This is a genomic window from Rhizobium sp. IBUN, assembly GCF_000510625.1.
Taxonomy (GTDB): domain Bacteria; phylum Pseudomonadota; class Alphaproteobacteria; order Rhizobiales; family Rhizobiaceae; genus Rhizobium; species Rhizobium altiplani.
Map to the genome: position 1 here is coordinate 1 of NZ_AZNV01000032.1, position 11,107 is coordinate 11,107.

General features: G+C 59.0%; 11 protein-coding genes and 2 pseudogenes. 8 read left to right on the plus strand and 5 right to left on the minus strand.

Annotation, left to right across the window (positions count from 1 at the left end; genetic code table 11):
• A pseudogene (gene sucA, locus RHIBUN_RS33850) lies at positions 1 to 697 on the minus strand (2-oxoglutarate dehydrogenase E1 component); the annotation flags it as partial.
• Positions 698 to 1,718: 1,021 nt separating this feature from the next.
• On the opposite strand from sucA, the gene RHIBUN_RS0124005 reads away from it, so the two are divergent.
• The 7 genes from RHIBUN_RS0124005 (at position 1,719) to RHIBUN_RS0124035 (ending at position 8,258) form a co-directional block, all read left to right on the plus strand.
• Positions 1,719 to 2,051, plus strand: a complete 333-nt coding sequence (locus tag RHIBUN_RS0124005) for a hypothetical protein (protein WP_025661511.1) — start codon at positions 1,719 to 1,721, stop codon at positions 2,049 to 2,051.
• A gap of 192 nt (positions 2,052 to 2,243) precedes the next feature.
• Positions 2,244 to 4,145 carry a potassium transporter Kup gene (locus RHIBUN_RS0124010; RefSeq protein WP_025661512.1) on the plus strand — a complete coding sequence of 634 codons (1,902 nt, stop codon included), beginning with the start codon at positions 2,244 to 2,246 and terminating at the stop codon, positions 4,143 to 4,145.
• Between the two features lie 214 nt (positions 4,146 to 4,359).
• On the plus strand, positions 4,360 to 4,701 hold the full coding sequence (locus RHIBUN_RS0124015) for a hypothetical protein (protein WP_348625995.1): 342 nt from the start codon (positions 4,360 to 4,362) through the stop codon (positions 4,699 to 4,701).
• A gap of 198 nt (positions 4,702 to 4,899) precedes the next feature.
• Positions 4,900 to 5,214: a metalloregulator ArsR/SmtB family transcription factor gene (locus tag RHIBUN_RS0124020; protein ID WP_025661514.1), complete on the plus strand. Its 315-nt coding sequence runs from the start codon at positions 4,900 to 4,902 to the stop codon at positions 5,212 to 5,214.
• On the plus strand, positions 5,211 to 5,570 hold the full coding sequence (locus RHIBUN_RS0124025) for a hypothetical protein (protein WP_025661515.1): 360 nt from the start codon (positions 5,211 to 5,213) through the stop codon (positions 5,568 to 5,570). Before RHIBUN_RS0124020 ends, RHIBUN_RS0124025 begins: the two co-directional genes overlap by 4 nt.
• 43 nt (positions 5,571 to 5,613) lie before the next feature.
• Complete coding sequence (locus tag RHIBUN_RS0124030) at positions 5,614 to 6,237, plus strand: ATP-dependent Clp protease proteolytic subunit (RefSeq protein ID WP_025661516.1); 624 nt, start codon at positions 5,614 to 5,616, stop codon at positions 6,235 to 6,237.
• Positions 6,238 to 6,557: 320 nt separating this feature from the next.
• On the plus strand, positions 6,558 to 8,258 hold the full coding sequence (locus RHIBUN_RS0124035) for an adenylate/guanylate cyclase domain-containing protein (protein ID WP_025661517.1): 1,701 nt from the start codon (positions 6,558 to 6,560) through the stop codon (positions 8,256 to 8,258).
• A 143-nt stretch (positions 8,259 to 8,401) separates the two neighbouring features.
• Here RHIBUN_RS0124035 and RHIBUN_RS33855 read toward each other — a convergent pair whose 3' ends face one another.
• The 4 genes and pseudogenes from RHIBUN_RS33855 to RHIBUN_RS0124050 all read right to left on the minus strand — a co-directional run bounded on the left by RHIBUN_RS33855 (position 8,402) and on the right by RHIBUN_RS0124050 (position 10,334).
• The gene (locus tag RHIBUN_RS33855; protein WP_348625996.1) at positions 8,402 to 9,478 is read right to left on the minus strand and encodes an NAD(P)-binding domain-containing protein; all 1,077 of its coding nucleotides are present in this window, start codon (positions 9,476 to 9,478) and stop codon (positions 8,402 to 8,404) included.
• A gap of 13 nt (positions 9,479 to 9,491) precedes the next feature.
• Positions 9,492 to 9,551 (minus strand): annotated as a pseudogene (locus RHIBUN_RS38055) (hypothetical protein); the annotation flags it as partial.
• A 370-nt stretch (positions 9,552 to 9,921) separates the two neighbouring features.
• Positions 9,922 to 10,140 (minus strand): hypothetical protein, encoded by a 219-nt coding sequence (locus RHIBUN_RS0124045; RefSeq protein ID WP_025661518.1) that lies wholly within the window; start codon positions 10,138 to 10,140, stop codon positions 9,922 to 9,924.
• Entirely contained in the window at positions 10,137 to 10,334 is a 198-nt protein-coding gene (locus RHIBUN_RS0124050; RefSeq protein ID WP_025661519.1) for a hypothetical protein, read from the minus strand. The genes RHIBUN_RS0124045 and RHIBUN_RS0124050 overlap by 4 nt, the downstream gene beginning before the upstream one ends.
• An 82-nt stretch (positions 10,335 to 10,416) precedes the next feature.
• Here RHIBUN_RS0124050 and RHIBUN_RS0124055 point away from each other — a divergent pair, with 82 nt between their 5' ends.
• On the plus strand, positions 10,417 to 11,046 hold the full coding sequence (locus tag RHIBUN_RS0124055; RefSeq protein WP_025661520.1) for a hypothetical protein: 630 nt from the start codon (positions 10,417 to 10,419) through the stop codon (positions 11,044 to 11,046).
• Positions 11,047 to 11,107: the final 61 nt, after the last annotated feature.

Consider the following 11,107-nt stretch of genomic DNA (forward strand, 5'->3'; position numbering starts at 1 on the left):
TCTGGAGAAGCCGCCGCTTGTGATCAGGCGCCAGTTCGGTCTTAGCGTTCAACGGTTCGACACGTTGCTGGATCCATGTCCTTTGCGTCCTGTCGGAGATATGCATGTATTCGTAGCCGACCGTCCCGCAATAACTGACACGCAGGCGATCCAGGATCTCGCGCATAGTGGCCAGTTCGCCCCCGAAGGGGCCGTCTACAAATATAGGGCGGTCAAGATCGGACTCGCTGAATCCATAGGAAGAAGGCTGCAATTCCTCGCTTTCGTCGGGTGTCATCAAACCCAGTGGATCCAGCTTCGCGGCCCGATGTCCGAGCATCCGATAGGCCCGGATGATCGCCAATGCCCGCGCCGTATCGCGGTTTGCGGAGAGACTGTCACCGTCCGACGGCGACTCTTGTCCTGCTTTCACCTCAAGCTCTTTGGCCCAGTTTCCATCAAGAGCGGAAATCAGGTCTCCATTGAGAGACATTGGCCAGGTCGCCGACTTCCAGGATGCGCCCGCCGCTGTTCTCCTGATATCGACCGCATCGTCGCCAAGCGAGGAGAAGAAATCGCGCCATTCTGGACCGACAGAATTCGGATCCTCCAGATATCGCGACTGCAGGCTTTCGATATACGCCGCATTTGCGATGTCGAGAAATGACGTTCTCGAAAACATCTCACTAGGTGGCTGCCGATCGAGCGCGCGATTCATCTGGGCATCCTTTCCATTTTTCGTTGGTTGCACCAGGGGCGGCGGTGGACCGGCCGCTCGCAACCCCTTGGCGCGTCGTGCAGCCACACGCCTGGCATCCTCGCCATATCGCGAGTCCATTTGCTTGCACGGACCACGCAAAGTATAGGGCTAAAGCAATGTCCGATACTTGAAGCAGTATGCAAAAACGGACAAACTGGACCCATACGCTGCCAGACGCACCGGTCGGACTGAGCTCAATCAAAATCGCGGGTGTGCTGCCGCGGCGGTTACTGACACCATGATCGCCGAACTCCCAGTACATTCCAATTATACGGAAGTATCGAAGCAGACCCCCTCCGCTTGGGTGTCGATGCGATCAAACCCATGTGGATCCCGCATCTAGTGCAGTTTAGGAATGTCGAGAGTGGACTGATCCCCGACAGCCGTGGGCCAGGTGGGACAACGCGACCCGCCGCCGCTCGCTGTGTCTATTGGATCCTTGCCTCCGACCACCTCTGGCGGGCGCGTTCCACGATTTCACTTTCGGAACGTGCCCCTTCCTGAAACAAGGCGATCACCATTGCAGCGACCTCGACCCTTGCCCTGCGGTCGCGCTCAATTCCGTTCTCGCGACAGATGCTCTTGAGAGCATGCTTGATGAATGAGAAGTCCAGGTAATATGGAGGAATATTGCGGGCGTCGAATGGCGCACCTCGCAGAAGGATGCTGCTCTGAACCGGAGCGCCTGCTCCGAGGTATTCTTTGTTCACAGCCGTCTTTCGCAAATCAGCCTCCGTGTCATTCGATAGAGCCGTTAACTGCTAAGATCGAATAAGCGTAGCAGATTTAGTCTTTGCTAATAAATCGCGTGACCGACGTTATCTACAGTTTTATGGGAGGCGCCGGCTGATTGGTAGTGGGCGGTGCTTGGGGCACTTCAAGCCCGCGGGTCTTCGGCAGCAAGCGGTAAGCACAGCCTTGCTCAACTATACTGGGCTCTACTAACCTCACGTGGTATGTATGCCATGGAGAAATCATCATGCGCCTGACAATAGCAATCAGCGTCGTAGTCCTGGTGCCCTTGGCCGCGTTCGCAAAATCGCCATCCGATATCGCCGACCTCGTGGGCTCGCGAGCCGCTGGCGCCGAGAGCGAAATGCAGGCGCGGGGCTATGTTGACGTGGGCGGCAACAATACCTGGTGGAACGCCGACAAGAAGCAGTGCGTCAAGGTTCGCGTCTCTCAGGGGCGTTATGCGTCGATATCGCAGATTAAGGCGTCGTCATGCGGCCAGAAGGCCACAGGCGCCATGAAATGCCCGCCCGATCTGTCTCAAGCCGACCTCTACAAATATCCGGGTTGCAGCCTGTAGCGCGGACCGGAATCTAGCAGTCTGGAAGTTGGTAGGGCTTGGACCGCAAGGCAAGCAAGATCCTGCGCCGGAGGAAATGACGGATCAAATGGCAGTGTGGTTCACCCCTTCGAACCAATCGAACTGTCGAACGTTCAACGAGATCATTAGCCGTAACCTCGAAAAGACACTCACTCCCATCAGGACTGCCCGGTGACCTATCCGCAACTCCGATCCGAAGACCCGGAACTGGCGACTGAAACACGAAGCGGGTTACCCGCTTTGGTCTTGGCAGCACTTGGTGTCGTTTACGGCGATATCGGGACCAGCCCGCTCTATGCGTTTCGCGAGGCTCTGCATGCGACAGCAGGATCGGGATCGCACCGGGAGAACGTGCTCGGCATTCTTTCGCTGATTGTGTGGGCCCTGACGATCGTCGTCACGGTGAAGTACGTAACGTTCGTTCTGAGGGCCGACAATCGAGGCGAAGGCGGGACGCTCTCCTTAATGACGCTTGCACGCCAGAGTTTCGTTGGGAAGCCAGCATGGATCCTCGTACTGGGCGTCGCTGGCGCTTCCCTGTTTCTCGGCGACGCGATCATAACGCCTGCAATCTCCGTGTTGTCGGCCGTCGAAGGGATCCAGGTCGTCGCTCCTGGGCTCTCCGGATGGATAGTGCCGATCACCGTCACCATCATTGCCGCGCTGTTCTTCGTGCAGCGCTTCGGGACGAGCGGGGTTGCATCGGTGTTCGGCCCCATCATGGCGGTCTGGTTTCTGGTTCTCGGAATAAGCGGCGGCATCCATATTCTCGACGACTTGGAAATCTTCAGTGCCCTCAACCCGCTTCATGGCATTCTCTATGCCTCGAGCAATGTCGGGCACGCGATCGCTGTCCTCGGAGCAGTGTTTCTTGCGGTCACAGGGGCGGAGGCGCTCTATGTCGACCTGGGCCATTTCGGCCGACGACCAATCGTGACGGCATGGTTTTTTCTCGTCTTCCCCTGCCTGCTTCTAAACTACTTCGGACAGGGCGCGTTCGTGCTTGCGAACCCGAAAATGACGCAACATCCCTTTTTTGACATGCATCCGGAATGGGCGCGGGTGCCGATCGTGTGTATGGCAACTGCGGCGACGGTCATTGCGAGCCAAGCAGTCATCTCGGGGGCATACTCCCTTGTTCGTCAGGCCATGCACCTCAATGTGCTACCGCGTCTCCAGATCCTGCACACCTCGGAAACACACTCCGGTCAGATCTTCATGCCGCAAGTGAACGCGTTCCTTTTCGTATTCGTCGTAGCACTCGTTCTGTATTTCAGGAGTTCGAGTGGACTTTCCGCCGCATACGGTATCGCGGTTACGGGCGAGATGCTCATCACCAGCATCCTGCTCTTCGTCGTGATGAAGCACATCTGGAAATGGACGACCGCGACCACTGCAGCCGTCATCGTCCCGCTCCTTTTCATAGACGCCGGGTTCTTCGTCGCGAATATCGCCAAGTTTCCTGAGGGAGGATGGGTTCCGGTCACCGTGGCATGCACCATGGGCCTTATCATGCAGACGTGGATGGCGGGACGCCGACTGTTGGCCGCCCGCACGCGTGCCGATGAAGTTCCGCTCGAGGGTATCATCCACAGGCTTGCCAAGAGACCGCCTCCCACTGTGCACGGAACGGCCGTCTTTCTGACAAGCGACGTCGAAGGCGCGCCCACGGCGCTGCTGCACAGCCTGAAGCACTACAAGGTCCTCCATGAGCACAATGTCATCCTCAGCGTCGTCACCGCGACGGAGCCGTTCGTGCCTGACGAGGAGAAGATCTTTCTCGAGAGTTTCAGTCCTCTGTTCAGCCGACTGGTGATTACGTTCGGATACATGGAGACGCCGAACATTCCGCGCGCCCTGGTGCTTGTGCGCAAGCTCGGACTGAAGTTCGATATCATGTCGACGTCGTTCTTCCTGTCACGCCGCACCATCCTTCCTTCGAAGAAAGGCGGAATGCCCTTCTGGCAGGATCGGCTGTTCATCATTCTCGCGCAGAACGCAGGCAACGCCACCGACTACTTCGGCCTTCCCAGCGGCAGAGTAGTGGAACTCGGGCTTCAAACTGTCATCTGACTGTTTGTTGACTGCGACGATGTCGGCTCCTGCTGGCGGAACCGCGAAGACAGCCGTTGCGTTTTCGCTGCGGAGGACGTGCTCGATGTCAAAACATGGCGAGATTTCAAGAGACGAGGTATCTGAACTCGAGTTGGCGCAACGGGTTTCGTCCGAAGCTCATGAGGGGCAGACGGACAAGACAGGCAATCCCTACGTCAGCCACTGCGAGCGAGTGGCCGATCGCGTCGAAGGTGCAAAAGAAAAGACAGTCGCTTTCCTTCACGATATCGTGGAGAAGTGCGACGGGTGGAACCTCGAACGTCTTCAACAATTGGGCTTCAGCAACGGCGTCGTCGATGCGGTGAACGCTCTAACCCGCCGCAAAAACGAAACCGACGATCAGCTTGTTCTTCGAGCAGTCGAAAACAAGATCGCCTGCCCTGTAAAGGTCGCCGATCTCCAAGACAATTTGCAGCAGGCCAACGCGGTCGGATCAGATCCCGTGAAATACAAACGAGGCCTGGAGCTTGTCGCAATGATACAGGCGGATCCAAATTTGACAGGTTTGACGTGAAGGAGTGTTGTCCCTTTCTCCTGTCCATCATAACGACTCCCTCGGCAACACAGTTATTCATTTGGCCCGCCGCTCAGGAATTCTCAAGCGTTTGAGTATCATCACTCGGCATGGGCCAGACAGGCATGCCCGCCATAAAACTGCAAACTGGCTGCAGGCAGCCTTGCGAATCGCATAAGTGTGTGCTTATGTGTTGTCATGATCGAACATGATATTTTCCGCGCTCTGGCGGATCCCACCCGCCGCACGATTTTCGAGAAGCTTGCAAACGGCAGCATGAATGCCAGCACGCTGCGCCAGGGTATGGATATCAGCCAGCCGGCGATGTCCCAGCATCTTGCGGTCTTGCGAGCGGCAAGGCTGGTGCGCGAACAAAAGGAGGGCCGCTTCGTGAACTATGAAGTCGATCCGGACGGGCTGGCCCTTATCGCGCAATGGCTCGCGAAATACCGCGCCTACTGGCCGGCTCGCGTCGACGCTCTGAAGCTCTTGCTGAAGGATATGGATCAATGAAGGACGTGAAGACGAAGGTGCCGGAAAGCAGTTTCGAGCAGAGATACGAACTGGAAGCGTCGCCGGAGAAGGTCTGGCGGGCGATCAGCATCGCGGAATTCCGGGAGAAGTGGCTGCCGAGGGAGGCGCTTGCCGAGCCACAGTCGCTCTCCGAAACGCCGGGCAAGGAAATCCGCTACAAATTGCGCGACGATACCCCGCCCCATCTCGAAAGCACCGTCACCTTCACGATCGCCCCGAATGGATCCGGCGGAACCAGCCTGCGGATCGTCCACGAGCTGACCGGCGCGACCTTCGAGCGGCTGACGAAAACGGTCGCCAACGGCAACAGCCCGACCCTCATGCTCGCCGCCTGACGCGGCAAGCCCTCCCGAAAATCTCGAATGATTGGAGTCGCCGATGCGCGAAGCGATGCAACTCGTCCCTATGGTCGTCGAACAATCCAGCAGAGGAGAGCGGTCTTTCGACATCTATTCCCGTCTGCTTCGTGAGCGGATCATCTTCCTCAACGGGGAGGTAAACGACACGGTCTCGGCGCTTGTCTGCGCACAATTGCTGTTTCTCGAAGCCGAAAGCCCCAAAAGGCCCATCCATCTCTACATCAATTCGCCAGGTGGCGTCGTAACCAGCGGTCTCGCGATGTACGATACGATGCGTTACATTCACGCCCCGGTGCATACGCTGTGCATGGGAACCGCCCGCTCGATGGGCTCGTTCCTGTTGATGTCCGGCCAGCCGGGCGAGCGCACTGCGCTTCCCAATGCCAGCATCCATATACATCAGCCGCTGGGCGGATTCCAAGGACAGGCATCGGACATGCTGATCCATGCCGAGGAAATGCAGAAGACCAAGCATCGCATGACAAGGCTCTACGCCGAGCATTGCGGCCGCACCTACGAAGAATTCGAGCAAGCGATGGATCGCGACCGCTTCATGACGGCGGAAGAGGCATTGGAATGGGGCCTTATCGACCGCATCCTGCAGGTTCGGGCAGTTGCCACCGACCACGTCGACGCGACTTGAAACAAGCCCGGCGCAATCCGGGGCACCGCTACTTCGCGAACCACCTCATGCGCAGGTTTCGATCGAGCCTTTTGCAGTCACTGGTCATGAGATTCCACGTGACATGGCTTCAGCCTGGCTCAGTGAGAGCCTGCGATCCCTCCGGGCTCTGCGCAACTTGGTGATCCACGTATTGCGCTCATCAAGGGCGATGACACGATGAGATTTGCATCCTCCAGCTCGATGGAGATGGAGATCGCCGGGCGTTACCTCTTAGCACTTGTTGACTCACCCGCGGTTGAACCGTAACTTGCCAACTCAGTCGTTAGGCTTGTCCTCACATGACGGATCAATCTCTTCAGCGTCGCCTTGCCGCCATCGTCGTTGTCGATGTGGTGGGATATTCACGCCTAATGGAGGCTGATGAAGTCGTAACGCTGGCAAACGTCAGGGAACTCCGTTCTGGCGTTATCGAGCCGGCGGTGATGCGCCACAACGGTCGCATCTTCAAGGTCATGGGCGACGGATTCTTAATCGAATTCGGAAGTGCGGTGCACGCGGTCGCAGCAGCATTGGAAATGCAACGGGCCACCTCTGCTGATTCAGGCGACCGGGGCCTGCTTTTGCGTGTAGGCGTCAATCTGGGAGATGTCATTGGCGACGGTTCAGACGTCCTCGGCGACGGCGTCAATGTCGCGGTGCGCCTCGAGACGCAGGCAGCACCGGGAGGTATCTGCATTTCAGCCAACGTTCACGGCGAGATTGTCGGCAAGATCGGCGACCGGTTCTTTGATGGAGGCGAACGCTACCTAAAGAACCTGACCCGCCCGGTCCACGTGTGGCATTGGCCGGATGCGCCGCAGAGCATGTTGCCGCTACCCGAGTGCCCCTCGATCGCTGTGTTGCCTTTCACGAATACGAGTGGGGATGAAGCGGACGCGCCTTTCGTCGACGGCTTGACCGAAGACCTCATCATCGACCTTTCCCGTACGGCTGGCCTGTTCGTCATCGCGCGCAATTCCGTCAACGGCTACAAGGGCAAGCCGGTTGATGTACGGTTGGTCGCCCAGGAGCTCGGCGTCCGCTACATCCTTGAGGGGAGCGCCAGACGTGCGAGGGGCCGTGTCCGCATCAAGGCCCAATTGATCGATGCGCTTGGCGGCCAGCAATTGTGGGCCGACCGGTTTGACAGGACGGTGGAAGATGTTTTCGAGTTGCAGGATGAAGTTAACGCCAAGATTGTTGAAGCCCTCGTCGGCCGGCTGACCATCCCGAAGCAGCGCAATCGGCCGAAGAACATGGAGGCGTACGACCTGTGTGTGCGCGCCCGCCGTCTGACGGAAGAGTCGCCGCAAACTGAGCGTGAGGCCCATATGTTGCTCCAACGCGCGGTTGAGCTCGAGCCATCATATGCCGAGGCCCTCGGTCTGCTCGCCTATAACCGCTGGCTTGCCTGGACTCATTTCGGCGAGCCCGAAGATCCCAACCGTCGGATGGCGGTGGCGTTCGCGCAGAAGGCGGTCGACCTAGATCCCAACGATGCCGGCGGCCGTTACGTTCTGGGGACCATTTTGGCTTATGAGCGGCGATGGGAGGAATCGGAGGCCGCCTTCGCCAAGTCCCTGGAACTGGACCCCAACCACGCCGACACCTGGGCCGCCATGTCGGACATGTCCGTGCTGGACGGCAGGATTGCCGACGGACTAGCGCAGATCGAAAAAGCTCTGCGGCTCAATCCCTACCCAACCTGCTGGTATCTTTGTCATCTTGGGCAGGCGCAATACGCCGCGCGTGACTATGAGGCGGCAGCCGCTACACTCCGCAGGGAAGACACGTATCGTACCAACTCACGCAAATTCCTGGCTGCTGCGCTTGCGCAGTTGGGCCACAGTGAGGAGGCACGGCGAGAAGCAGACTTGTTCCTGATCGCCCACCCTCATTTCACGATTAGCCATTGGCTCAACTCCCAGCCGCTACGCGATGCATCTGTACGAGACCACTTTGTCGACGGCTTCCGAAAGGCCGGCCTGCCGGAGATGTGACAGCGGGTGGGGACAATCCCGACGCGTTCCATATGCGCTGCGCGAGAACGGCGGTTGCGAGCAGCGAATTCCAACGCTCATCAGCAATGCGCAACCAGACTTCGGTAGCAGATGCGCCTGCGTGAACGCTTCGCGATGAGCTCTCACGAAGGCCCTGCGATGTGGTCGACAAGGCGGGGTGCTTCCTCGGCGATCGCCAATATTATGCCCGACTTTCTGGTGGAGGCGAAATCCAACCCGGCGAAGTAGAGGCCCGGCAGGGCGGCCACGCCATCCTCGTGGACCGGTTGTCCCGCGGCATCGAGCGCACCGGAAAGCCTCATCCAACTGAAATCGCCCTTGAAGCCCGTGCACCACACCACGGTCGCTATGCCGGATCGCGAGAGATCAAGCGACGCGATCGCCGGGTTCGGCCGACGCATCGCGACCGTCTCCGCCGGGTCGGGTTCGGAAACGGGTGCATCGATTCCAGCGCGGCTGATATATTCGTCGATATGACGTTTGATGTTGTCGGAGGCCTCATCTGCAAAGCGAGCATTCGCTTCGAGATCGTCGGCGAACGAGAGGCGGTCGCCATCCTCGACACCAGTCAATCGCCCAAGAAGCACGATACCTTGGGCGCTGAGCGCTTGAAGGCTTATCGTGTGCAACGACCCAAGCACGCCACGAGGAGGGAGGCGTCCCGCAAGTTGAATGACCTCCTCCCGTCGCACGTCAAGAAATCCGCATTCGAGAAGCCAGATCATGATGTCGCGTCCTCGGTAGCGCCGGGGGAGCCGTCCGACACGACTGGTGGCAAGGAAGACTGTTCGTCGCGCTTGCGCAACCTCCTCCGCGATCTGGACACCCGACTGGCCGCTTCCGACGACCAGCACCTCCCCATCGGGGAGATCCGCAGCGCTGCGATAGTCGGAAGCGTCGATCTGGCGAACGACGGGCGGTAACGACGCGGCCCAAGAAGGGCGCACCGGACAATTCAGGCTGCCGCTTGCGACGATCACGTTCCGCGCCAAAAGCGTGCCGCGTGAGGTGGTCAGTCGATAAGCGTCATTCTCGTGCGTGAGTTCGCTGACCGCTGTTCCCGCTTCGATAGGCAGCGCATTGCGCCTGGCGAAGTCCTCGAGGAGAGCGACAAATTGGTCGCGCGTCAGGGCACCGGACGGATCCAAACCATCGTAGGAATCGCCTGGCATGACTGTCTGCACGTTGGGGGTATTCATCCGAAAGGAATCCCTGTGTACGCCACGTCTCTCCTATGCGGCCTCGCTCCAATACGCTATGGCGCATCCCTCTTCGTGCGAGCCAATAGCTGACGCCGAGGCCCGCCCAGCCGGCCCCGACGACGACAGCATCGAGTACATCGGCACGGTCATCTCATGATCGGCAGCCCCCAAAGCCATCCCCGCGCGGCATTAAGCCTTGTTCCCGGCAATGAGTCCAGCGTGGTGGTTCTCCACCCGACTGGCCGAGCAGACTCCGATCGGCAGCCCGGACACCCCGGAAATTGTGCCACGATGCTTTCGCCAGATCGGAAGAGCAACTTGCCTGATTCGAAGAAAGTCACTCGTCGATGGGGTGAATGTGAGACTGCCTCGGTGGCGTCTGCCACCTTGTTTGCGGACAATTACCCACAGGATGAGCCAACCGGCTTCCAGGGCGTGGGTCAGGCCTGGGAAGCAGGCCAGTCGTTTGACGGTTCCTCAATAGCCTCGTCCGATTGGTCGTCCGCGGGATCCAGGTCGCGGTCATACGCGGCCCTAAGGCGGTCGAGTTCATTCTGGATGGCATCGTAGACGTCGGTCGCCTTTGCGCCTTTCACCACGAACGTGTCGATGAAATCTTCGAGCTTCAGGCTCAGGTCGTCACGCCAATCCCTGGTCATCGCCGCTCCTCCGACTGAAGACGAAGTCCTCTGCAGAGTAGGCCCCACGTCGGGCAACCAAGTGCGGCGGCGCCCTCATCGGGTTCGGGATCGGGAAGCGGTTCCTCGCCGGGAACGCGGTCGGGATCGCGCGGTGGCGTATCGACGGACAACGGCGATGGCGGCGGCACAATGGGTTCGTTTGGCACGGACATGGGGTCCTCCTCGCAGCGAGAACGTGGGAAATCATCCCAAGTTCCGTTGACGCGCGCCCCTTTCGACACCATCTGCTGCGAGATGCCCAAGACGAAGACGAAAAGCAAGGAAAGCGACGATCCCGAGCTGATCAGGGAGTGGCCGCTTCCCGTGGAGGCGACCCTGGGATCTGGTGTCAGAGTGAAGGGGATCCTACAGGAAATCCGCTCCCGGCTACCATCTCCAGTCCGGAAATCGCTGGACATGCAGGCGAGCGGGCTCATCCTTGTCATGCCAGAGACTTCGAAGATAGCATTCAGAGCTACGACATCGGCCGTTTCCAAGGCGCTCGACGACATCGCAGACCTTCCGGTCATTCCCAGGGAGATCGAGGATATCCTGACGATCACGGCATCAGAGCGGAAGCGCTGGCTCGAAGACGGCCGCCTGCCCAGCGCTGGAACGCGAACGGTCAGGCTGCAAGGGCGCGCAAGGAAGATCACCTTTCACGTATTCGACCCCCGTGTTGTCGAAGATCTTCTCGACCGTGGCGCTGTGGACGAATGGCGCGAGAACGACGTTGCGGCTAAGGCGGAAAATCGCAGACGGGCCGCATATCAGGCGAAGTTGACGCGCTCGCTGAAGAAAAAAGAAAAAACCGAACGACCCGATGAAGCCGCAACGGGGTTAAGCGGATGGGACGAGTTCGGGATCGACGGCCTCCTTCGGTAGTGCCATCGCGCTGTCGCGTCAGTGGTCCGAGCCTTGATCTTCAAACTATCAATATGGAGAT